The 22,569-nt window shown below is 44.1% G+C and carries 22 protein-coding genes and 1 tRNA gene; 3 read left to right on the top strand and 20 right to left on the bottom strand.

Translation table 11 applies throughout. From position 1 onward, the window contains the following. Positions 1-14: 14 nt before the first annotated feature. Positions 15-1,691, bottom strand: a complete 1,677-nt coding sequence (locus DW025_RS06015) for a glutamine--tRNA ligase/YqeY domain fusion protein (RefSeq protein WP_055144198.1) — start codon at positions 1,689-1,691, stop codon at positions 15-17. Positions 1,692-1,892: 201 nt separating this feature from the next. Between DW025_RS06015 and DW025_RS06010 the strand changes: the two genes are divergently transcribed. After that, positions 1,893-1,965: transfer RNA gene (locus DW025_RS06010), tRNA-Thr, on the top strand. A gap of 279 nt (positions 1,966-2,244) precedes the next feature. On the opposite strand, the gene DW025_RS06005 is transcribed toward DW025_RS06010, so the two are convergent. The 4 genes from DW025_RS06005 to cysS are packed head-to-tail and all read right to left on the bottom strand — an operon-like array spanning position 2,245 to position 5,552. Continuing rightward, complete coding sequence (locus tag DW025_RS06005; RefSeq protein WP_117548824.1) at positions 2,245-2,835, bottom strand: sigma-70 family RNA polymerase sigma factor; 591 nt, start codon at positions 2,833-2,835, stop codon at positions 2,245-2,247. Between the two features lie 11 nt (positions 2,836-2,846). Then, positions 2,847-3,629: a 23S rRNA (guanosine(2251)-2'-O)-methyltransferase RlmB gene (gene rlmB / locus DW025_RS06000; RefSeq protein ID WP_015534148.1), complete on the bottom strand. Its 783-nt coding sequence runs from the start codon at positions 3,627-3,629 to the stop codon at positions 2,847-2,849. Continuing rightward, entirely contained in the window at positions 3,619-4,176 is a 558-nt protein-coding gene (locus DW025_RS05995; protein WP_015534149.1) for a Mini-ribonuclease 3, read from the bottom strand. Before DW025_RS05995 ends, rlmB begins: the two co-directional genes overlap by 11 nt. Beyond that, on the bottom strand, positions 4,161-5,552 hold the full coding sequence (gene cysS, locus DW025_RS05990) for a cysteine--tRNA ligase (RefSeq protein WP_118016622.1): 1,392 nt from the start codon (positions 5,550-5,552) through the stop codon (positions 4,161-4,163). The genes DW025_RS05995 and cysS overlap by 16 nt, the downstream gene beginning before the upstream one ends. A gap of 276 nt (positions 5,553-5,828) precedes the next feature. Between cysS and DW025_RS05985 the strand changes: the two genes are divergently transcribed. Continuing rightward, positions 5,829-6,131, top strand: a complete 303-nt coding sequence (locus tag DW025_RS05985) for a DUF1292 domain-containing protein (RefSeq protein ID WP_015534151.1) — start codon at positions 5,829-5,831, stop codon at positions 6,129-6,131. A gap of 11 nt (positions 6,132-6,142) precedes the next feature. On the opposite strand, the gene DW025_RS05980 is transcribed toward DW025_RS05985, so the two are convergent. The 13 genes from DW025_RS05980 to rho all read right to left on the bottom strand — a co-directional run bounded on the left by DW025_RS05980 (position 6,143) and on the right by rho (position 18,690). Next, on the bottom strand, positions 6,143-8,140 hold the full coding sequence (locus tag DW025_RS05980) for an ATP-dependent helicase (protein WP_118016623.1): 1,998 nt from the start codon (positions 8,138-8,140) through the stop codon (positions 6,143-6,145). 96 nt (positions 8,141-8,236) lie between these two features. Next, a complete protein-coding gene (locus tag DW025_RS05975; protein ID WP_055144187.1) occupies positions 8,237-8,740 on the bottom strand; it encodes an SEC-C metal-binding domain-containing protein in 504 nt (167 codons plus the stop codon). Positions 8,741-8,821: 81 nt separating this feature from the next. Beyond that, positions 8,822-9,034, bottom strand: coding sequence for a hypothetical protein (locus DW025_RS05970; protein ID WP_015534154.1), 213 nt, complete (start codon positions 9,032-9,034; stop codon positions 8,822-8,824). 1 nt (position 9,035) lies between these two features. After that, positions 9,036-10,352: a replication-associated recombination protein A gene (locus DW025_RS05965; protein ID WP_118016624.1), complete on the bottom strand. Its 1,317-nt coding sequence runs from the start codon at positions 10,350-10,352 to the stop codon at positions 9,036-9,038. 96 nt (positions 10,353-10,448) lie between these two features. After that, the gene (locus DW025_RS05960) at positions 10,449-10,844 is read right to left on the bottom strand and encodes a response regulator (RefSeq protein ID WP_015534155.1); all 396 of its coding nucleotides are present in this window, start codon (positions 10,842-10,844) and stop codon (positions 10,449-10,451) included. Between the two features lie 18 nt (positions 10,845-10,862). Next, the gene (locus DW025_RS05955; RefSeq protein ID WP_117548821.1) at positions 10,863-11,450 is read right to left on the bottom strand and encodes a TetR/AcrR family transcriptional regulator; all 588 of its coding nucleotides are present in this window, start codon (positions 11,448-11,450) and stop codon (positions 10,863-10,865) included. Between the two features lie 83 nt (positions 11,451-11,533). After that, positions 11,534-12,433 (bottom strand): DUF5688 family protein, encoded by a 900-nt coding sequence (locus tag DW025_RS05950; RefSeq protein WP_117548820.1) that lies wholly within the window; start codon positions 12,431-12,433, stop codon positions 11,534-11,536. A gap of 213 nt (positions 12,434-12,646) precedes the next feature. Next, complete coding sequence (gene hisC / locus DW025_RS05945) at positions 12,647-13,702, bottom strand: histidinol-phosphate transaminase (RefSeq protein ID WP_118016625.1); 1,056 nt, start codon at positions 13,700-13,702, stop codon at positions 12,647-12,649. Position 13,703: 1 nt separating this feature from the next. Next, positions 13,704-14,780 carry a peptide chain release factor 1 gene (prfA, locus tag DW025_RS05940; RefSeq protein WP_015534158.1) on the bottom strand — a complete coding sequence of 359 codons (1,077 nt, stop codon included), beginning with the start codon at positions 14,778-14,780 and terminating at the stop codon, positions 13,704-13,706. Between the two features lie 52 nt (positions 14,781-14,832). After that, positions 14,833-15,696, bottom strand: coding sequence for a peptide chain release factor N(5)-glutamine methyltransferase (gene prmC / locus DW025_RS05935; RefSeq protein WP_118016626.1), 864 nt, complete (start codon positions 15,694-15,696; stop codon positions 14,833-14,835). A 15-nt stretch (positions 15,697-15,711) separates the two neighbouring features. Further along, positions 15,712-16,668 carry a DUF1385 domain-containing protein gene (locus DW025_RS05930; protein WP_022216026.1) on the bottom strand — a complete coding sequence of 319 codons (957 nt, stop codon included), beginning with the start codon at positions 16,666-16,668 and terminating at the stop codon, positions 15,712-15,714. 87 nt (positions 16,669-16,755) lie between these two features. Then, positions 16,756-16,962 (bottom strand): 50S ribosomal protein L31, encoded by a 207-nt coding sequence (gene rpmE, locus DW025_RS05925; protein WP_004853176.1) that lies wholly within the window; start codon positions 16,960-16,962, stop codon positions 16,756-16,758. A 153-nt stretch (positions 16,963-17,115) separates the two neighbouring features. Further along, on the bottom strand, positions 17,116-18,690 hold the full coding sequence (gene rho, locus DW025_RS05920; RefSeq protein ID WP_117548818.1) for a transcription termination factor Rho: 1,575 nt from the start codon (positions 18,688-18,690) through the stop codon (positions 17,116-17,118). 277 nt (positions 18,691-18,967) lie between these two features. Here rho and DW025_RS05915 point away from each other — a divergent pair, with 277 nt between their 5' ends. Next, positions 18,968-19,501 carry a DUF4364 family protein gene (locus DW025_RS05915; protein WP_015534160.1) on the top strand — a complete coding sequence of 178 codons (534 nt, stop codon included), beginning with the start codon at positions 18,968-18,970 and terminating at the stop codon, positions 19,499-19,501. Positions 19,502-19,602: 101 nt separating this feature from the next. Here the strand turns inward: DW025_RS05915 and yihA are convergent, their stop codons facing one another. Further along, positions 19,603-20,199, bottom strand: coding sequence for a ribosome biogenesis GTP-binding protein YihA/YsxC (gene yihA, locus DW025_RS05910; RefSeq protein ID WP_015534161.1), 597 nt, complete (start codon positions 20,197-20,199; stop codon positions 19,603-19,605). A 10-nt stretch (positions 20,200-20,209) separates the two neighbouring features. Beyond that, positions 20,210-22,513 carry an endopeptidase La gene (gene lon, locus DW025_RS05905; protein ID WP_119999164.1) on the bottom strand — a complete coding sequence of 768 codons (2,304 nt, stop codon included), beginning with the start codon at positions 22,511-22,513 and terminating at the stop codon, positions 20,210-20,212. Positions 22,514-22,569 lie beyond the last annotated feature (56 nt).

Below are 22,569 nucleotides of genomic sequence, written 5' to 3'. Positions count from 1 at the left end.
CGCATCCCCGGTAATTACTTGCCCGGCTTGTAAGAACTCTTGAGTGACACGATCCTGTTGTATACAGGATGCTCCGCTGTAGAATCCTTTGAGTCAACACAGAAGAAACCATTTCTCAGGAACTGGAATGCCTCTCCCGGCTGAGCCTCCTCAAATGCCTTCTCAAGCTTACATCCCTGTTTGATAACAAGTGAGTTTGGATTGAGATTCAATGTACCATCGTCGTTGAGCTTCCCCTTCTCCTCATCGATGATATTCTCATACAGACGAACCTCTGCATCTATTGCGCTCTCTGCCGATACCCAGTGAATGGTTCCCTTGACCTTGCGTCCCTCAAAGCCTGAACCGCTTCTTGTCTCTGGGTCATATGTACAATGTACTGTTGTGACATTGCCGTCCTCGTCCTTCTCAAATCCCACGCACTTTACGAAATATGCATTCTTAAGACGAACCTCGTTGCCAGGGAACAGTCTGAAATACTTCTTAGGAGGCTCCTCCATGAAGTCCTCTCTCTCTATATACAGATACTTGCTGAATGCTACCTTTCTGCTTCCGAGCTCCTCGTTCTCCTGATTGTTCTCGACATCGAGGTACTCAACCTGATCCTCAGGATAGTTGTCGATGACAAGCTTTACAGGATCAACAACTGCCATGTATCTCTTGGCTGTGAGCTTCAGATCGTCTCTCACGCAATACTCAAGCATAGCGTAATCAACAGACGACTGGCTCTTGGATATTCCAACCAGCTCCATGAACTTCTTAATAGCTGATGGTGTGAAGCCTCTTCTTCTGAGGGCTGCAATACTTACAAGACGTGGGTCATCCCATCCGTCTACTATTCCGTCCTCGACAAGCTTCTTGATGTATCTCTTACCTGTTATGACATTTGTCAGGTAAAGCTTTGCGAACTCTATCTGCTTTGGTGTGCCCTCAGGTGAATCCTTGTAACCGAGCTCCATAACCACCCAGTCATACAGAGGTCTGTGATCCTCAAACTCAAGTGTACATATAGAATGTGTAACACCCTCGATGGCATCCTCGATAGGATGTGCAAAGTCATACATAGGGTAAATGCACCACTTGTCACCTGTGTTGTGGTGGTTCATTCTCGCTATTCTGTAGATAATAGGATCTCTCATGTTGATGTTAGGGCTTGCCATATCTATCTTTGCACGGAGTACCTTACTTCCGTCAGGGAACTCACCGTTCTTCATTCTCTCGAATAGATCAAGATTCTCCTCTATGCTTCTGTCTCTGTATGGGCTGTTCTTGCCCGGCTCAGTGAGAGTTCCTCTGTACTCTCTGATTTCATCTGCTGTGAGGTCACACACATATGCCTTGCCCTTCTTGATGAGCTTTATGGCAGCCTCGTACATCTGGTCAAAGTAATTTGATGCAAAGAACACTCTGTCTCCAAAGTCTGCTCCCAGCCACTTGACATCTGCAAGTATTGACTCTACGAACTCTGTCTTCTCCTTTGTAGGGTTGGTATCGTCAAATCTGAGATTAAACTGTCCGCCATACTGCTGTGCCAGTCCGTAATTCAAAAGTATTGACTTGGCATGTCCTATATGTAAATATCCATTTGGCTCTGGTGGGAATCTGGTAACGATCTTCGGCACCTTACCCTCTGCGATATCTTTCTCAATTATCTGTTCAATGAAATTCTTACCTGTCATCTCTTCAGCCATTTCCAAACTGCCTCCCGCTTTTTTTGATAATTCTAAATGTCTGCAACCGAATTTGCACACGATTACAGTTAGTTTACCATACTTTTACTGCTTGTACCACAATTATCTTTTGATTTGTCATTATTTTTCGCACAAATGTAAATATTTTACTTGATTTTTGATGTCCATTTTGTTATAGTTATTATTGCTTTTGAAAAGCAAGCTACTATAGCTCAGGTGGTAGAGCGCAACATTGGTAATGTTGAGGTCACGGGTCCGACTCCCGTTAGTAGCTTTTATTTTTTTGTCCGTATTTACGCCGCCCTGAGCGGCTTTATTTTTATCCACCGCAGACCGGATCACTTACTTTCCGCCCGCAGTCTCAGCTTCATATATTCCATCAGCCCACTTCTTATTCCACTCACTCATGACATCGTTACCTTTTTTAGCTTTGCTCTCCGCTCTCATGTCACCACTCCTTAATCCGATGATTAGCTAATTTTTTGCAAAAAAGGAAGCGGCACTATGCCGCTTCCTGTCTTTGATTAAACAACTTAAAATTTTATTATTCTAATTACACATCCCTGAGCTTAGCTCTGATCCTCTGAACCGCATTGTCTATGGATTTTGCCGGTTTGCAGAGTCTCTCCCCTATCACTTCATAAGAAGCGCCTGTTAGATATTCGTCAAGAACATGCTTCTCAAACTTAGAAAGCTTACTGTCGATGAGCTTTATAAGATCTGACTCACGCAGCTTCGCCATCATGATATCCTCAGGATTAGTTATGACACCCGAATCTATCTCATCAAGCGGGCTGGAGTAATCTCCCCCGCCATCGCCATAGATCGATATATAGTAGTTCAACGGTCCGTTTTTCTTGTTGTTTGAATTGTTCACCGCGGTAATGAGCTGCCTTCTCACGCACATGAACGCAAAGGTCTTGAATGTCGCGCCCTTGTCAGGTCTGTAATTATTCACAGCCTTGACCAGTCCGATCATGCCCTCCTGTATAAGATCCTCCTCATCAGCACCTATGATATAAAGGCTTCTGCTCTGTCCCGTTATCATTGGGCCATAGCGCTTGATAAGTGTCTCCATAGCATCGTTATCCTTTTGTTCATTTATAAGCTCCAGCAGTTCATTATCTGATAATTCCGAATACATATACTCTACCTTTACTTGTTCATCCTCTGTCTTACGACCTCATAAGCCAGAACTCCGGCAGCAACTGACGCGTTGAGTGAGTCTATGTCTCCCTTCATAGGAACAGATACGACATAATCACACTTCTCCTTGACCAGTCTGCTGACGCCGCTTCCCTCATTACCTATGACAAGTCCAAGGGAACCTGTGAGGTTACACTTGTACATGAGTTCTCCGTCCATATCCGCACAGGCGAACCACATGCCTCTATCTTTCAGCTCCTCTATGGTCTTGCTGATATTTGTCACCTTTGCAACAGGTGTATAATTGATAGCTCCCGCTGATGCCTTTACAACTGTAGCTGTGATTCCGACTGCACGCCTCTTAGGTATGATTACACCGTGGGCACCACAGAGATTCGCTGTTCTGATGATCGCACCAAGATTGTGTGGATCCTCTATCTCATCAAGTATGAAGAAAAATGGATCCTCTCCTCTGCTCTCAGCCAGTGCAAACATATCCTCTATCTCTGCGTACTTATATGCCGCTGCATGTGCAATCACTCCCTGATGCTTGCCAGCCTGTGACATCTGGTTTAACTTTTCCTTTGAGAGGTAGTTTATCACTGTATCCTGCTTCTTCGCCTCCCTGACTATGCTGTTCACGATCCCATCCCTGCATCCGTCAAGGACATACAGCTTATCTATGGTCTTGCCTGATCTGAAAGCCTCGAGGACTGCATTTCTTCCCTCTATGACAAATGCTTCCTCATCGCTCTCTGTCTTAATGTTATTCTCAAATTCTCTATTCTGCATCTTTTTCTCCATCTGTACTCTCTGTACTCTTTTCAAGTGTTGAGGTATCCTCTATTGTATCTTCCTGTGCTGCTTTGCCCGGATCCTTGTGCTGCTGTTCTGCCCTGTCCGTTTCAACTGGATCATGGTTCAGTATGATCCTCGTGATCTCAAACATCCTGTCATACTGCTTATCAAGATACAGAAAGCCTATAAGGCACTCAAAGCCCGTTGCCATTCGGTACTGTCCCACAGTCGCATTCTTGGCTGTTGAATGAGTCTTGGTGTTCCTGCCTCTCTTGTATATCCACTCTTCCTCCTCTGTGAGCAGTCCGTTGTCCAGAAGATACATTATATATCCCGCCTGAGCCTCCGCCTTCACAAGCTGGCTCACCTCTTTGTGGTATTTGTATGCCTGCTTGTTATCCTTTGTGACAGCAAGGGTCTTTATGAGAAGATCAAACACGCTGTCACCTATATATGCAAGTGAAAGCGGTGAATACTCCCTTGGATTAGTGTATGTCACCCCGAGTATCTCAGTAAAGTAACTGTCTATGCTCTTTTCCATTTTACGCCCTCTCTGGTATCCTCAAGGATAATTCCCATATCACTGAGCTGGTCACGGATCTCATCTGCCCTAGCAAAGTTCTTTGCCCTTCTTGCAGCCTGTCTCTCTTCAATAAGAGCCTCTATATCTGAATCAAGTATCTCTTCCTTCTTCTCTGTGATGATTCCAAGTATGTCGCAGAGCTTTGTCACTGTATTGAGCACAAGCTTCACAGTAGACTTTGTTGAATCCTCTGTCACATTTACATTTGCATATTTTACGAGCTCAAATATAACTGAGATCGCATCTGCAGTGTTGAGGTCGTCATCCATGGCTGCCTCGTATTTCTTCACAAATGCATCCATCTCGTCTGCAACTGCCTTATCTACTTCTCCTTCTGTTCCGCTTATAGACTTCAGTCTGTCAACTGCTGTAAGGATTCTCTCAAGGCCGTTCTTTGAAGCCTCAACAAGGTCTGCTGAGAAGTTGAGCGGACTTCTATAATGGGCTGACAGCATGAAGAATCTGATGACCTGAAGAGGGTACTTCTCTGCTATCTCTCTGACTGTGAAGAAGTTGCCAAGTGACTTGGACATCTTCTCATTGTTGATCTTGAGGAAGCCGTTGTGCATCCAGTATCTTGCGAACTCTGTGCCATTTGCAGCCTCACTCTGTGCTATCTCGTTCTCATGGTGTGGGAATATAAGATCCTCTCCACCCGCATGTATATCTATTACATCTCCGATATATTTCTTGGACATAACCGAGCACTCAAGATGCCAGCCTGGTCTTCCATCGCCCCATGGTGATGGCCATGATGGCTCGCCCTCCTTCTTTGGCTTCCAGAGAACGAAATCAAGCGGATCCTCTTTCTCATCAACACCTGATACAAGAAGGTCTCTGTTACCTGAACGGAGGTCATCGATATTTTTCTTGGACAGCTTGCCGTAGTCCTTGAACTTTCTGGTTCTGAAGTATACGGTTCCATTCACCTCGTAAGCGTATCCCTTCTCTATAAGAGTCTTTACCATCTCAATCATATCCGGTATCTCTTCTGTTGCCTTTGGATGTGTTGTCGCCTCACGCACATTGAGAGCCGCCATATCCTTCTTGACCTCTGCGATATATCTCTCTGATATAACGCTGGCATCCACCCCCTCCTCATTTGCACGCTTTATGATCTTGTCATCGACATCAGTAAAATTCGATACATAATTGACATCATAGCCCTTGTACTCCAGATATCTTCTGAGCGTATCAAATACTATCATTGGTCTGGCATTTCCTATATGGATATAATCATATACAGTAGGACCACATACATATATTCCCACCTTACCCTCGTTGATAGGCACAAACTCTTCTTTTCTTCTTGTGAGCGTGTTTAAAATCTTCATAAATATAATGTCCTTTCTATATTGGTCGATAATATATCTGTAAGCAAACAAAAAACTTCGTCCCAATATACATATGATATGCATATAGAGACGAAGTATTATCTCCGCGGTTCCACTCTGATTGTATTAAATACTACAATTCCTGTTCTTCGCCTTTTGTGTCTAGTATATGTGCGGGTGCAGGCTTTGTCAATAATTTCATTTTATAATTGTACTGGACATAGCACCAATTATTTACTAGAATAAACTGAATAAAACAATCAGGAGGATACCTATATGTCAGATATAAACAATAACGAAACCGACGAAATGGATATCGAGATGATCGATATAACATACGAGGATGGAACATCCTGCACATGTGAGATCATTGCCAAATTCGAGGTAAATGACATCTCTTATGCCGCTCTGCTTCCTGCAGATGACGAGGATGCCGATATCATCGTGTACAGATACAGCGAGCAGGGAGACGATGTCACCCTCGACGAGATCACCGACGAGGCTGAGTTCAACGATGTCGCTGACGCCCTCGACGAGATCCTGGACGATCTGGAATTCAATTCAGATGACGAGGAATAATATCCGTACATCTATGCGTTTTCTATAAGCTCGTTATTTATCGTGTATTCAAGGCTGAGCGTCTTTGTTTCATGTATATCATCGAAGTGGACACACAGCTTTCTGTCATCTACATATGTGATGACTCCGCGTCCATACCGCTTGTGGATTATGGTGTTTCCTGTTTTTATCAGAGACCTGTCCACAAGCATTTCCTGGACAAATCTCGAGGTCACCGCTTTTCTTCCATACATTTTCTGGGGAACATACACATACAGTCCATACTTAGCCCTCGTGACTGCCACATAGAACAACCTGCGTTCCTCCTCTATATTTCCATCTCCAACCGATTTCTTATGAGGCGTTATGTCCTCAACAGCATCCATTATGAATACATATGAATACTCAAGTCCCTTTGAACAGTGCATAGTCGAAAGTGTGACTGTATCACCCGCCACACTGCCCTGCCTGCTCTGCTCTCTGAGCTGTTTTGTGTATTCGTCTATATACTCCATCCAGCCGTCGAAGCTCAGGAAGTCTTTTGCACTGTCCTGTATCTCCTCCAGGATATCAATATAATCATCCTCACTCACGCCCCTGTACTCAGCATATTCCCTCACATACGCATCCAGTCCAACCGCTTTCCTTATATAATTCACAGCCGCGTACGGTGCAAGTCTGCTTATCCTCTCCAGATCGTTCTCAAGGACATTTATGTTGTTGACTATCCTATACTTATCCTTATAATTCTGCCTCAGCTCCTCAAAGTTCACCACCGGCGAATCAAATGCATCCCTGCTTATATACCTGTTCGGCTTATTGATGATCCTGAGGACCGTTCTCCTGTCCCTGCTGCCCCTTGCAAGCCTTATATAGTCAAATATGTTCTCAGCTAGGAAGTGCGTGAAGATATTTGGTATGTTATCCTTCATCAAAAATGGTATGCCATTTTCCATGAGCTTTGAAGCCAGCGCCCTCGGCTCGGTATTCGTCCTGAATATGATCGCCATTTCACGGTATGGAATACCAGCCCGGTTAAGCTCTGCTATCCTGTCTATAATCTTCTTATTCTGCTCCGTCATGCTGTCCGTCTTAACTATATGGACTCTGTCGCTCTGTCCCGCGGCAAATGCCGACCTGAGCTGCTTCTCATATCTGTCCCGGTTGTTCTGTATTATCCGCTTCGAGCACTCAACTATATCGTAGCTGCAGCGGTAATTGACATTCAGGTATTCTATGACCGTACCATGGAAATCCCCCGGGAACTTCTTCATTATAGCCGGAGCAGCCCCCCTGAAGCCATACACCGACTGATCATCGTCACCCACGGCAAATACGTTCTGGTCCTCTCCGGCCAGCAGCTTCACAATGTCATACTGGATCATATTTATATCCTGGAACTCATCTATGAGTATGTACCGAAACTTGTTCTGCCACATCTTAAGTATGTCTGGTCTCTCCGACAATAGCTCATATGTGAACACCAGCATATCGTCAAAATCTATCTTCCCGCATCTTCTCAGGAAATTCTCATACTCATCGTACACAACTCGGAAATCCTCAGGCTTCATCGTTGTGCTCTCATAGTTCTCAAGACTCACTCTCCCGCTCTTGACATTGCCTATCTCCCCGACAACATTCTTGGCAAAATCCTCCTGACTGTCATACCTAAAGCCGTGCCTGTCTATGCTGTCCCTTATGACTCCATACTTTTCTGAATCCGTGACGATATTCGCCGCTGTGTAATTATATGCATTTCTGAGCATCCAGAAAAATACAGAGTGAAACGTGCCAAAGGTTACCCCGCGGACGCCCGGACACAGCTCCTGAAACCGCCCCTTCATCTCATTTGCCGCAGCCTTCGTGAAGGTTATGACCAGAATATTGTCAGGTCTCACACCATGTTCTTCTGTAATGTATTTTATCCTGTGGGTGATGACCGTAGTCTTACCTGAACCAGGCCCCGCTAGCAGCAGCATCGGCCCATCGCAGTGTCTCACCGCTCTCTTCTGGGATTCATTAAATTCCATCTGTATATCCTTTCACGCAAATATAAAAGGCGGTCAAAAGTTTACCCTTTAACCGCCTTCTCATATCTGCCAGTTATATCAGCATGATATATATCATTACTTACCGCAGCACTTCTTGTACTTAAGTCCGCTTCCACATGGACATGGATCGTTTCTTCCAACCTTTGGTGCCTTGATGATAGTCTTAGATGACTTCTGTATCTTGTAGAGCTCGTCTCTCTTTGCCTTGGAGAATATTCCATCCCACTGAGGAAGAGTGTAGAGCCACTCTGCATTGCACTCAACCATGTTCATATAAAGCTTCTCATAATCTATAGGAAGCTTAACCTCTGAGTCCTCTGTCACATCATCAAGATTGTTTGATTCTGCAAGACTGTCATCTATTCCGTCGAGGAATCCGATCATATACTGAATAGTGAGTCCGTACTTCTCAGCAAGCTCTTTTACAGTTCCATGTACAGGGTCTGCAAGAGGATTAGCAAGAAGCTGCTCATATACGCCCTTCTCTGCCTGGAAATAACTAACCCAGAATTCCTTTCCCTCAGGTGTTCTGTCATCTAATCCGTATGCGTAATCACGCCATTCTTTTAATAAACTCATTTCATCTACCTCTTAAGTATTTTTTTGAACTTTAAAGAGTATATCAAATTATGTAATTTTTTTCAACATATTTGTACTGTTCTACTTGTTCTGATCTCTCATATCTTCGCCCTTGCGTCTGAGCACCCTGGCGATGAGCCATATTCCCCAGCACACAACAGGAATGACCACATCAAGGAATATCATACCCATCAGATTATCACTTCCGGTTATTCCCATTATAAATGTCGCAACATACATTCCGATGAGCACAAGTACAAGCACTATAGCTCCAATTCTCTTCAATATATCCATATCAATCTCTCTTCTTTATCTTATCAAAATACGCCTTGATATCTCTCTCATAACCATTGTCCGACGGCTCATAGAATACCCTGCCTGCAATCTTATCAGGAAGATACTGCTGTTCAACGTAATTATTCGGATAATCATGAGCGTATTTGTATCCTGAGTGTCCAAGCTTTGCTGCACCGCCGTAATGTGCATCTCTGAGATACACCGGAACCTGACCCGTGTCCTCATGCTTTACCGCATCCATAGCCGCAAATATCGCATTCACCACAGAATTGCTCTTCGGTGCACACGCAACGTAGGAAGCCGCATGGGCAAGTATTATCTGTGCCTCAGGCATTCCGACTCTCTCCACAGCCTGTGCACATGCCGACGCCACCACGATAGCATTCGGATCAGCATTGCCCACATCCTCACTGGCACATATCATGATCCTTCTGGCAATAAACTTTATATCCTCACCTCCGTAAAGCATCTTTGCAAGGTAGAATATTGCCGCATCAGGATCTGATCCACGCATGCTCTTTATAAATGCGGATATTATATCATAATGATTATCTCCGTCCTTGTCATATCTTATAGCTCTCTTCTGGATACATTCCTCCGCCACTTCAAGCGTTATGTGTATCCTGCCATCCTCGCTTCTCTCCGTCGACAGAACTCCGAGCTCTATGGCATTTAACGCACTTCTCGCATCTCCCGACGCCATGTCTGCAAGGAAGTCCTCGGCATCCTCATCAATGTCTGCATCAAATGCACCCATGCCATTTTCTGAGTACACTGCCTTGTGGATGAGCTTCTTGATGTCCTCCCTGGACAATGGATTGAGCTGAAATATATGAGATCTGGATATGAGAGCTCCGTTAACCTCAAAATAAGGATTCTCCGTGGTCGCTCCTATGAGCACCACCGTTCCATCCTCAACAAATGGCAGGAGATAATCCTGCTGTGACTTGTTGAATCTGTGGATCTCATCGATGAACAGTATAGTCCGTCTGCCATACATAGCCTTGGTATTCTTCGCCTCTTCCACAACCTTTTCCATGTCCTTCTTGCCCGCCGTTGTGGCGTTGAGCTGTCTGAACTCCGCCTTGGTTGTATTGGCTATGACCATGGCAAGCGTAGTCTTGCCGGTTCCCGGAGGGCCATAAAATATAAGCGAACTTATCTTATCCGCTTTTATCGCCCTGTACAGAAGCTTGTCCTTGCCTATAATATGTTCCTGGCCAACCACGTCATCAAGGCTGGTCGGTCTCATTCTTTTTGCCAGAGGAGAATCATCTTCCGAGAAATTCTCCCTCATATACTCAAATAAATCCATCTTTATGTCCCTGCCATCTAATATTCAGTGTCATAAGACACTTCGAAGCCCGATATCTTACAATAACGGGCTTCGCATGTATCAATATCATATCATCTACTTGATAATGTCCAGTTTCTTCAGCATGTCATTAAACTTCATGATATCAATCGGCTTACATATGTAATCATCATAATCATCGCTGGCAAGATTGCTGTCAAAGCTTGCCTCGTCAAGTGCGCTGGTCATTATGACCTTCGATCTGAGCATCCTTGACACTCCGTGCTTTCTCTCTGCACTTCTTATGGATGCCAGAACTTTATACCCATCTATCTTTGGCATCATGATATCAAGACACACTAGCTCGAACAGTTCGCCCTTCTCAAGAGCATTTACAAATTCATCAACCGCTGCGATTCCATCAGGTGTTATGACCACATCACCAAACTTACTCAAATACTTGGATAAAAATTTTGCATTTGCAACATCATCCTCAGCTATTAATATTTTCATGACAATTCCTCCCTAATTTTACAACCTAAGTACTTTCTCAAGATGACTGAGCATCTCCTTGATCTCAACCCTGAAACTCTTCCTTGAGTATTGGTTTCTCCGTTCAAGCAATCCCTCTGTAAAAATTCCGTTGAACATGAGCGTAAGTTCCTTCGGTGAGAAAACCGCTCGTATCTCCTTGCTGTCAATCGCACTCTGAAATAATGTGCACACAAAATCATTACGCTTCAACATACACTCAGAGATGATCTCTCTCGTCTCTGACATGTGAAGCAATTCTTCATAATGCAGCATTATCGCACCCATACCAATATAGTTATCATAATATGTTGCATATGTATCTGCATAATACTTGATCTTATCCAGGTATGTCCCGTCAAGTCTCTCAACAGTCCTCTGGATATTGACATCAAATGCCGCATATTCGTTCACAACCGCTATAAGTACCTCATCTATACCCCCAAAATACTTATATATCAGCGTATCAGATATATTCTGCTTTCGTGCAAGGTTCTTCGGTGTAAGAGCATGTAATCCCAAATCTCCAATTAGTTCGATAGCTGAAGCGACAATTTTATCTCTGCACGAAATATAACTATCCTCCAATGTCTGTTCCTCCCATTAAACATAATTTTTGCCCTTAGAACACTGGTTTTATTCTATGTCATGGGATATATTTTGTCAACATTTTAGACTATCAAGAGTTTTCCTTTTTCCCTGCTGTACATATACAGACTGTCAGACAGATAATCCATGGCAGGCACTGTTACCTTGTTCGCCTCTCTTATGAGATCCTTGTAATAATCCTCTGTGTAATCCGCACTTGCCCTGATAAACAGCAGCTCATGCACACTGGATGGCAGGATATATATGTCATCACCCACCATATTCGCACACTCCTCAAGCATTCCATCATACAGTACGGCCGTGGCCCCATTGATACCGTGCGTGTTTGACAACATGTACAGTTCGTCCACATTGTCACAGTCGTCATCGAAATCTATCCCTTCATATCTGCCCTTCAGCGCATCAAAAAGGTTCTGCCTTACACACGGAAACATTCTCTGGGTGTTCTTAAGTGCATTCTTATACAATGTATCCAGACTGACTCTCCACCTCTTCACATCATTATTGTTGACTATCGTGGTTGCCAGGCCGTCGTTATCCAGACTCAGCACCCTTCTGAAAGTTATCGCAAGATCATTAAACTCTATAAATGGTGCACTCTCAAGCAGCCGGCTATTTCGCTCCCTGTTGACAAGCCGCACTATTATGTTGTCCATAACCTTCGTCTCATCCACCACATCGCGTATATCAAGCTTCCTGCACCTGCAGTTCGCCTCTCTGAGCCTGCATATATCTTCCATGACAACATCAAAATCCATCCCCTGCTCATAATCCCTGTAAAACGGATCAAGATATATCGTAGGACACACCTCTTCAGAGCTCTTGCACACATTCATCGCAGTGAGCTCCACCCCATTATTCTTCAAAACCTTATTGACCCGGATGTCTGATCCATCTCCCTGTCTGAGAAGTCTGCTTCTCATTTCATCCACTACTCTGGCTATAAATTCATCAAAATTCATTCAATTCTCCTTTTACAAACAAAATCAAACGAAACGTCCCGATATTTTTTCCTGAAATATTTCATGGGTGAATTCTATAGAAAAACTCTGCCAAATTCAATAGTTTTGGTGCGCTTTATAGTGGAATCCTGCGCTTTATAGTGGAATCCTGGCACAGTTGTTGCCGCCATATCAAGAAAAAACCGCCATGCCTTTGGCACAGCGGTCTGTTTATTATCTCTCCTGTATATAATTTGTAAGGAACTCTGTGAATTTATCCATCTCTTCATCCGTACCAATGGATATCCTCAGATAATTGTCTATACGTGGTTTGTCAAAATATCTGACATATATATGGGCATCCTTCGCAGCCTGGAATATCTCCTTTGCCGGAATATCCTTATGCGTTGCAAATACAAAGTTTGCAGACGAAGGAAGACATGTAAAATCAAGTGGCTTTATAGCTTCCACGAATCTCTCTCTCGTGGCGACCACCTTTGAAACAGTCTCCTTAAAATACTCATCGTCCTTAACTGACTCTGTTCCCATTACCAGTGATGGTCTGTTCATTGTATATGAGTTGTATGAATACTTTACGTCATTGAGGGCCTTTATCAGAACCGGGTTGCTTATTGCATATCCTATCCTGAGTCCCGCCATGGATCTCGACTTTGAGAACGTTCTTACAACCACAAGATTGTCATATTTGTCTATAAGACCAAGTGCCGACTCGCCGCCGAAATCTATATACGCCTCGTCTACTATGACTATCGAATCTTTGTTGTGGCTGACTATATCCTCCACATTCTTTATGTCCTCGTATATTCCTGTAGGGGCATTTGGATTAGGGAATACGATTCCCCCGTTCTCTCTGTAGTAACTCTCCTTCACCAGCCTGAAGTTTTCGTCAAGTGCCGGTCTCTCGTAAGGGATACTGAAAAGCTCTGCCCACACATCATAGAAGGAATATGTAATGTCAGGGAACAATATTGGTTTGTCAGAGTTGAAAAATGTAAGAAACGACATGGCAAGCACATCATCCGAACCCACTCCCACAAATACCTGTGAAGGATCAACTCCGTGATACTCTGCAAGCACATCGACAAGTGCCGATGCTGTTGGATCCGGATATAATCTGAGTGTATCAATATCCATCATTGCATTCTTCACTCTCTGTGACGGGCCGTACGGATTCTCATTCGTATTTAACTTTATCACATCTGTATCCTTAGGCTGTTCACCCGGAACATAAGGTTCTACTTTTCTTATATTGTCACTCCACGCTGCCATATTATTCCTCCTCATTCACCTGTGCCAGCTTTGCTGTCTGGTCAGCCGCTATAAGACTGTCTATAAGTTCATTCAGATCTCCGTTCATGATCTGGTCAAGCTTGTATAATGTGAGCTTGATCCTGTGATCTGTAACTCTTCCCTCAGGGAAATTGTATGTTCTGATCTTCTCTGATCTGTCTCCTGTTCCTATCTGGCTTCTTCTGTCCGCAGCCTCTGCGTCATGCTGCTTCTGGAGCTCCATGTCGTACAGCTTTGATCTCAGAAGGGCAAATGCCTTTGCCTTGTTCTGGAGCTGTGATTTCTCTGTCTGGCTGTAGATCACTATTCCTGTAGGTATATGTGTAAGACGTACTGCCGAATCGGTTGTATTGACACACTGTCCACCGTTTCCTGATGCTCGCATTACATCTATCCTTATATCATTCTCATTTATCTCTACATCAACTTCCTCAGCCTCAGGCATAACCGCAACTGTTATGGTCGATGTATGGATTCTTCCGCCTGACTCTGTCTTAGGTATACGCTGTACTCTGTGTACACCACTCTCGTACTTCATCTTGGAGTACGCACCGTCTCCGGTGATCATGAACACAGCCTCCTTGAATCCTCCGATACCGTTCTCGTTGACACTCATAAGTTCAACCTTCCACTTGAACTGGTCGACATATTTCTGGTACATTCTGTACACCTCATATGCGAACAGAGCAGCCTCATCTCCGCCTGCACCGGCGCGGATCTCCACGATTACGTTCTTGGAATCGTTAGGATCCTTTGGAAGCAGAAGAATCTTGAGTTCCTGCTCTATGGTCTCGAGATTCGCCTTTGCCTCATTCATCTCTTCCTTTGCCATCTCGCGGAGCTCCTCGTCGCTCTCCTCCTCAAGAATCTCAAGACTGTCCTCTATGGTAGTCTTTGCATCCTTGTACTCATGGTACTTCTCAACTATAGGTGAGAGATCGCTCTGCTCCTTCATGAGCTTTCTGAATTTGTTCTGATCTGACACAACATCAGGATCGGTGAGCTGATTATTTATCGTATCAAGCTTATCTACAAGTTCTTCTAATCTGTCAAACATATCTATACCTCTCTATATTCATTCTGTCACGCTGTCTCCTGCAGCGTTAAATCTACCGGTTATCTTCTCTGTCATATCTGCCGTACACCACCCGGTCATTACCACTCAGATCCTGTACAACATGTATATCGTCATAACCTGAATCTACAAGGAGGTACTGTACATCTTCTGCCTGATCATTGCCAATCTCGAATACAACATATCCTTCATCCTTTATATATTCTCTCGCCTTATCGGCTATTATTCTATAAAAATACAATCCATCCGCCGTTCCGTCAAGTGCCAGATGTGGTTCATGCTCCCTGACCTCCGGCATGAGTGTCTCTATGACATCACTTCTTATATATGGAGGATTCGACAGTATGAGGTCATATTTCCCGGATATCTGCTCAAAGAGATCCGTCCTGACCACTTCAAATCTATCATCCCCTGCACACAGTTTTGCTACATTTCTCCTTGCAAGACCGATCGCTGCCTCAGATACATCGGCAAGTACGATCCTGCTGTTCTTATTCCAGAGTCCAAACGATACTCCTATGCAGCCCGAACCGCAGCACATGTCCAGAACATCAACGTTATGGTTAGCGTCCTTTACAAGCTTCAATGCCGTCTCAACAAGAGTCTCTGTATCCATCCTTGGAATGAGCACATCTTCTGCGGTATCAAAATCATATCCCATGAAATTCTGCTCACCTGTGATATACTGAAGCGGAATCCTTGTGCTCCTCTTTTCTATGAGCTTCATGTAGGCTTCCGATTTATCATCATCCACGTCATCTTCTCTGGCCATGATCATATCCATACGGTTCATACCCGACAGGTACTGCCACAATATATCAGCGTCTATATCCGCATCAGGAACATCACTTTTCTCCAGCCTGTCCCGTCCCATTCTCAAAAGTTCACACAGCTTCATCTCTATCGAAATCCTTTAATCTTCTATCTCGCCCTTGTGCATGGCGTCCTGGTATGCCTCCCAGTCTATAACTGCCTCCACGGACTTTATCGCAACTGCTATCATGTCAAGATCCGGCTCCCTTGTGGTGAGTCTCTGAACCCACATTCCCGGAACTGACAGCGCATTTGCAAGCTTTGAATCACTCTTGCCAGCAAACATTATAAATTCGTATGATATACCGGCGATTACCGGAACCAGCAGCAGTCTTATGACAAGTCTGAGCCATGCCGTATCTGCGCTTATAAACATGAAAACAATTATGCTTATTATCATTACGATGAACAGAAAGCTTGTTCCGCATCTCTTATGATATCTTGAATACTTCTTCACGTTCTCCGGAGTCAGTGGCACCCCAGCCTCAAAACAGTTGATCGTCTTGTGCTCTGCCCCATGGTACATGAATACTCTCTGTATATCCTTCATAAGCGATATGAGTGCCACATATCCCAGGAATATTCCAAGTCTTATAACTCCCTCTATGGCAGACATTATGATCCTGTTATCTATAACCTTGTCTATGAGTTCCCCGATAAATGCAGGAAGCATCATGAATAACGCGATGGCAAATACAAGTGAAAATAACACTGTACCTATCATCGCCGCATCGTCCGCTCTTTTCTGCTGCTCAGGTGTCCTCTCTTTTTTCTTTTCTTTTTTCTCTTTCTCCGCCTTCTCAGGCTCCTCGTCATCGTAAAACGATGCTGAGTATGTGAGGGTCTTCACTCCTATCACAAGAGATTCCACGAAATTGACAACTCCCCTGATTATAGGAACTCTGAAAAATACACTTCTCGATGCCATGGACACATAATCCACAACTTTCACTTCTATATCTTTATCCGGTTTTCTGACTGCCACCGCATATCTGTCGCCATTTTTCATCATGACACCTTCCATGACAGCCTGACCGCCTATTCTTACTCTCTTCACGCCAATCTCCTATCGGTATATTTAACTGGATAATAAAAAAACAGCTTGAGATTATTGTAAAATAACCTCAAGCTATCAACGTTTTTATTAGTTGGCCTGAACGCCATACTTCTTATTAAACATATCAATTCTACCACGTGCTTTGATTGCCTTCTGCTGACCTGTGTAGAATGAATGACACTTTGAGCAAATTTCTACGTGAATCTCTTCCTTTGTTGATCCTGTAACGAACTCGTTACCACAGTTACATACAACCTTTGCCTGATAGTAATCTGGATGTATTCCTTTACGCATTCTTTTTCACCTCTTTACATATATATTTATATATGAGAACAGGCATAAAGCCAGGGTTCTTCATAACACAACTTCTGTATTCTAACATAGTGACCAGTACAATGCAAGCAGTTTTTTGATTTTTTTGACAAAATCATCTCAACAATCCTGCTGTTATTTTCTGAGAAGTGACTGCTTTACATAGTGGATAAATTCTTTGTTGTTTCTGGTACGAACAAACAGCTTTCTGACATCCTCAAGAATATCCTCTGATTTACTTCCCATGAGCTCCTTGTGAATGGCTGTGACAACCTCCTGCTCTTCCTTGTTGAGAAGAAGATCATCTCTTCTGGTGCCGGATTTTGCTATATCTATGGCAGGGAATATCCTCTTCTCTGAGAGCTTTCTGTCAAGCACAAGCTCCATGTTACCGGTTCCCTTGAACTCCTCAAATACAACGTCATCCATCTTGCTGCCCGTGTCGACCAGCGCTGTGGCAAGGATCGTAAGGCTTCCTCCCTCACGCATGTTTCTGGCGGCACCAAAGAATCTCTTTGGCATGTGAAGCGCTGCAGGATCAAGACCACCTGACAGAGTTCTTCCGCTAGGAGCGACCGTGAGGTTATACGCTCTTGCCAGACGTGTGATACTGTCGAGCAGGATCACAACATCCTTCTTGGACTCCACAAGTCTCTTTGCTCTCTCAATGACCATCTCTGACACTCTCTTATGATGCTCTGGAAGCTCATCAAATGTTGAATAGATAACCTCCACATTAGGGCCCTCTATGGACTCTCTTATGTCTGTTACCTCCTCAGGTCTCTCATCTATGAGAAGGACGAGCAGGTGCATATCCTCATATCTTCTGCTGATCTGCTTTGCGATCTGCTTGAGAAGAGTCGTCTTTCCTGTCTTAGGTGGTGAAACGATCATGCCTCTCTGTCCCTTACCTATAGGGGCAAGAAGATTGATCATCCTGATAGGGATAGGAGCACCGTCTCCGTCAAGCTCTATCCTCTCATTAGGGAAGATAGGGGTCATCTCCTCAAAGCTCTTGCGGGCCGCTATGACCGCAGGATCCTCATCGTTCACGCTTGCCACATATAAAAGGGCACTGAACTTTTCTCCCTGTGTCTTGTTTCTTATATTACCTGTGACTATATCTCCTGTCTTGAGACCAAATCTTCTGATCTGTGCCGGTGACACATATATATCCTGATCTCCCGGAAGATAGTTTGCACTTCTTATGAAGCCATATCCCTCAGGCATGACCTCAAGTATTCCGTGAGCCTGTCTTCCACTGTCGAGCTCCGGCAGATACTCGTTCACGTTCTGTGCCGCCTGATTTGACTGGACTCTGTCCTGATACCTTTCCTGGTTTCTGTCCTGATTCTGACCTCTATCCTGGTATCTCTCCTGATTCTGGCTGCGATCCTGATATGTAGCCATTCTTCTCATACGTCTCTGTCCGTTGTTCTCCCTGGAATCATCATCTCTTGAGCCCTCAGAGTGATGTACTATCCTGTTTTTTCTGTATTCTGTGTCTCCAGCTGTCTCTCTGACCACATGCTCGGTCTTAGGCTCTGACACATTTTTCTTATTTTCCACTGAAACCGCTGTCACATGCTCCTCCACATATTTTATGAGGAACTGCGCAAGCTCCGCCTTCTTCATTCCCGAGCAGCCTTTTATACCATTATCCTTGGTAAACTGACGCAGCTCTGCAAGAGAAGCTTTACTAAAATCCATATATAATTGTCTCCTTTCACTGAAACCAATGATCAACAAATAAATTAAGTATTATGGGAATATAAACACTCTAAGAAATAAGTAGTGTCTCTCAATGATACATCAAATTCAATTACGGTAAAAAAATAAAAATGCGCTAAGCACGCATATTATTCTCGCTTATTATAACATAAATAGAACAATTGTAAATATATTGATTTTAAATTTTACTAATGTTATCATATGAATGTTGTCCGTTCATCAGCACGGACAAACATTTTAACAAAGGATACACGATATGGGAACCGAATCTATTGTATTATATAAACTCATAGTGCTCTATATGCTTGACAGAGTTAACTTCACTCTGACCAATTCACAGATTTCAGACTTTGTTCTGGAGAAGGGCTACACCAATTATTTCACTCTTCAGGAAGCCATAAACGGACTTATAGAAAGCGAATTTGTATATGTATCAAGCATAAGAGGCGCATCCCATTATAAGATAACCTACAAAGGTGAGGAAGCCTTGAGCATGTTCGAGAACAGGATCCCATATGCCATCAAACAGGATATACTGGATTTCTTTGAGAAACAGCAGATCAACCTCAAAAAGGAAACTGAGATACAGTCTGACTACTACCTCAACGATTCCAATGAATATACCGTCTCCTGCGTCATCAACGACAGGAACGAGCCGCTGCTGGATATAAAGTTCAGCGTGCCTACCCAGGCCGTGGCTGTTGCCATATGTGACAACTGGCGTCAGAAAAGCACTGAGATATATGATATACTCGTAAAACAGTTATGGGCATCCAACACATCCAGCTAATATCAGCATAAAAAATGACTGAGCATACCGAAAAGAATTATACTCCTCGATATTCTCAGTCATTTTTTTGTCTATTTATCTGACTATATGTTCATGTTACTTTACTGCTGCTCCTGTGCCAGTGTCTCCTCTATGAGATTCCAGATCTCATCTCTTCCCTGCTTTGTCTGTGCGGAGAACGGTATCATCGTTGTTCCAGGAACAAGATCCAGTTTCTCACGTATGAGCTTCAAGTTCTTCTGAACCTGGCTTCTCTTGATCTTGTCCAGTTTTGTGCAAATGATCACCGGCTCATAGCCATTGTCCACGATCCAGTCATACATCATGCAGTCATTCTCCGATGGCACATGTCTTATGTCTATCAGCAGGAATACCTTTTTGAGCTGCGGGGAACCGTGAAGGTATCTCTCGATCATCTTGCCCCATTTTGCTCTTATCTCCACCGATACTTTTGCATATCCATATCCCGGCAGATCCACAAAGTACAGATTTTTATTTACATTATAGAAATTGATCGTCTGTGTCTTACCTGGCTGCGCGGATGTTCTGGCAAGCGACTTCCTGTTAAGTAATCCATTTATCAGAGATGATTTTCCTACATTTGACTTGCCGGCAAATGCGATCTCCGGGAGATCGTTATCAGGTAATTTACTTGTAATTCCACACACAGTCTCAAGCTCAGCGCTCTTTACTATCATATACTTCTCCTTATCTGACAAGGGCAAGGTCAAGCACCTGCCTCATGTCTTCCACTAAATGAATATTGACTCCAGATGTTATCTCTTCATCCAGCTCCAGATAATCGCTCTCATTTTTCGCCGGTATCAGTATATCTTTAACACCGATCATCTTGGCTGCAAGGAGCTTCTCCTTCAGGCCTCCAATAGGAAGCACCTCTCCTCTGAGAGTTATCTCTCCTGTCATCGCTATTCTGCCATTAACCGGCACGTTAAATATGGCTGAATACAACGCTGTCGCCATGGTTATTCCGGCAGACGGACCATCCTTTGGAACTGCCCCCTCCGGTATATGGATATGGAAATCGTGCTTTGCAAAGTAATCGTCTCCAAGCGCCAGTGATTCCTTGAGGGATCTGATATAACTCATTCCCGCATAAGCGGATTCCTTCATAACATCGCCCATCTTACCTGTGAGCTGAAGAGTTCCTGTCCCCGGAAGCACATTGACCTCTATCTCCAGAGTGACACCGCCAACCGCCGTCCAAGCAAGGCCTCTGACAGCGCCAATTTTATTCTTCAGATTTCCATTCTCATCTTTATATTTGTATGGGCCAAGGAAATCCTGGATATTCTTCTTTGTGACTTTGACCACATCCATCTCACCGGTGAGTATCTTGCGGCAGGCCTTCCGACACACCTTGTCTATATTTCTCTCAAGACTTCTGACTCCCGCCTCTCTCGTGTAGTGGCTTATGATCTCCCTTATGGCACCGGCATCTATCTTGAACTGAGATTTTGTCAGTCCGTTCTTCTCACGGGTCTTCTCCACAAGGTACAGCTTTGCTATATGATACTTCTCATTCTCCGTGTATCCCGATATATTTATGACTTCCATTCTGTCGAGGAGCGGCCCCGGTATACCGGAGATGTCGTTCGCCGTTGCTATGAACAGCACATTGCTCAGATCCACCGGCACTCCAAAATAGTGATCATTGAACTCTTTGTTCTGCTCACCATCAAGCACCTCGAGAAGTGCCGATGACACGTCCCCCTTGTAATCACTGCTCACCTTGTCTATCTCATCGAGAAGCATGAGCGGGTTGTTCGTCTTTGCCTTTATCATGGATTGTACAATCTTTCCAGGCATAGCTCCCACATATGTTTTCCTGTGACCTCGGATCTCCGCCTCATCGTGGACTCCGCCCAGTGATAAGCGGACATATTTCCTCGATGTTGCACGGGCTATCGACCTTGCTATGGATGTCTTTCCTGTTCCCGGAGGTCCCACAAGACAAATGATCGGAAGGTCCCCCTTATTGCTCAATATATGAACAGCAAGATAATCAACGATCCTCTCTTTGACCTCCTCAAGGCCATAGTGATCTTTGTCAAGTATGTCTATGGCTGACTGCAGATCATTATTATCTTCCGTTGACACATTCCACGGATAGCTGAGCATCACATCGATATAGTTTGCCGACACACTGCTCTCCACTGCATTCTGAGGTATGCCCTTATAGTAATTTATCTCTTTTTCTATCTTATCGTATACTTCCTGGCTGCAGCCCGCCTCATCGAGTCTCTTCTGGAATTCTCTGACATTTGCATCTACGCCGTCGTCACCAAGCTCCTTACGGATAACGGACATCTGCTCTCTGAGCACATACTTTCTCTGATTCTCAGCGGTCTCCTGATTGACCTTTTCCATGATTTCTTTCTTGATCTTGCCGATTCCGAGAACTTCCTCCATTATCTGTATCAACCTCATAGCGCGACTTCTGACATCTAGCATCTCCAGAAGCTCCTGCCTGTTGTCATCAGATATATTCACATAGTCGGCCATGCTGTCAACCAGCTTTCTGACAGACTTGAATGAACGTATCTCCCTGTACAGAACGTTGTTCTTCACTATACCCTCGTCAAATGCTTCCTTAAGCTTTTCCTTGAGTATGCTCTGTATAGCCTTCTCCTCATCCTCGCTGAGGTCGTTAGTCTCCTCCACATCTGTCACGTGGCACACATAATATTTATCCTTGCTGTAATCCACAAGGCGCGCTCTCTTCTCAGTCTGTATGAGAACTCTCATGCCTTTGTTCTGAAGTCTGACAAACTGCTTTATCCTGGCTATGACACCTATCTCATAAAACGAAACTGTCTTATCGCCGTTCTTATGAACAGGATTTGCCAGAAATATACATTCCTCATTCTTGACTGCATGTCCCACCGCCTCGCAGGCTTCACGCGTTGTCGCATCAAGATAGAAGGACAATTCCGGCATAACCACGCCATCGTCAAGACTAATCATTGTCATCTCTAACATTTTCTCATTCATACCTGTTATCTCCGTATATATCATTAAAAAATAAGACGTTATCAACACTGCACATT

Source organism: Coprococcus sp. AF38-1 (assembly GCF_003603945.1).
Classification (GTDB): Bacteria; Bacillota; Clostridia; order Lachnospirales; family Lachnospiraceae; genus Coprococcus; species Coprococcus aceti.
The sequence above is the reverse complement of the archived record's forward strand: the minus strand, read 5'-3'. Positions and strand labels throughout refer to the sequence as shown.

What these genes read in the sequence shown, in the direction of transcription:
- cysS (WP_118016622.1), bottom strand. Translation starts at nt 5,552, where the DNA reads ATGAAGATTTTAAACACGCTCACAAGAAGAAAAGAAGAGTTTGTGCCT.
- prmC (WP_118016626.1), bottom strand. Translation starts at nt 15,696, where the DNA reads ATGAAGCTGTGTGAACTTTTGAGAATGGGACGGGACAGGCTGGAGAAA.
- DW025_RS05985 (WP_015534151.1), top strand. Translation starts at nt 5,829, where the DNA reads ATGTCAGATATAAACAATAACGAAACCGACGAAATGGATATCGAGATG.
- DW025_RS05970 (WP_015534154.1), bottom strand. Translation starts at nt 9,034, where the DNA reads ATGGATATATTGAAGAGAATTGGAGCTATAGTGCTTGTACTTGTGCTC.
- rpmE (WP_004853176.1), bottom strand. Translation starts at nt 16,962, where the DNA reads ATGCGTAAAGGAATACATCCAGATTACTATCAGGCAAAGGTTGTATGT.
- prfA (WP_015534158.1), bottom strand. Translation starts at nt 14,780, where the DNA reads ATGTTTGACAGATTAGAAGAACTTGTAGATAAGCTTGATACGATAAAT.
- DW025_RS05950 (WP_117548820.1), bottom strand. Translation starts at nt 12,433, where the DNA reads ATGAATTTTGATGAATTTATAGCCAGAGTAGTGGATGAAATGAGAAGC.
- DW025_RS05995 (WP_015534149.1), bottom strand. Translation starts at nt 4,176, where the DNA reads ATGGAAAAGAGCATAGACAGTTACTTTACTGAGATACTCGGGGTGACA.
- DW025_RS05975 (WP_055144187.1), bottom strand. Translation starts at nt 8,740, where the DNA reads ATGAGTTTATTAAAAGAATGGCGTGATTACGCATACGGATTAGATGAC.
- hisC (WP_118016625.1), bottom strand. Translation starts at nt 13,702, where the DNA reads ATGGCAGCGTGGAGTGACAATATAAGAAAAGTAGAACCTTATGTTCCG.
- yihA (WP_015534161.1), bottom strand. Translation starts at nt 20,199, where the DNA reads ATGATAGTAAAGAGCGCTGAGCTTGAGACTGTGTGTGGAATTACAAGT.
- DW025_RS05965 (WP_118016624.1), bottom strand. Translation starts at nt 10,352, where the DNA reads ATGGATTTATTTGAGTATATGAGGGAGAATTTCTCGGAAGATGATTCT.
- DW025_RS06015 (WP_055144198.1), bottom strand. Translation starts at nt 1,691, where the DNA reads ATGGCTGAAGAGATGACAGGTAAGAATTTCATTGAACAGATAATTGAG.
- DW025_RS05960 (WP_015534155.1), bottom strand. Translation starts at nt 10,844, where the DNA reads ATGAAAATATTAATAGCTGAGGATGATGTTGCAAATGCAAAATTTTTA.
- rho (WP_117548818.1), bottom strand. Translation starts at nt 18,690, where the DNA reads ATGGATTTTAGTAAAGCTTCTCTTGCAGAGCTGCGTCAGTTTACCAAG.
- DW025_RS06005 (WP_117548824.1), bottom strand. Translation starts at nt 2,835, where the DNA reads ATGTATTCGGAATTATCAGATAATGAACTGCTGGAGCTTATAAATGAA.
- lon (WP_119999164.1), bottom strand. Translation starts at nt 22,513, where the DNA reads ATGAATGAGAAAATGTTAGAGATGACAATGATTAGTCTTGACGATGGC.
- rlmB (WP_015534148.1), bottom strand. Translation starts at nt 3,629, where the DNA reads ATGCAGAATAGAGAATTTGAGAATAACATTAAGACAGAGAGCGATGAG.
- DW025_RS05980 (WP_118016623.1), bottom strand. Translation starts at nt 8,140, where the DNA reads ATGGAATTTAATGAATCCCAGAAGAGAGCGGTGAGACACTGCGATGGG.
- DW025_RS05915 (WP_015534160.1), top strand. Translation starts at nt 18,968, where the DNA reads ATGGGAACCGAATCTATTGTATTATATAAACTCATAGTGCTCTATATG.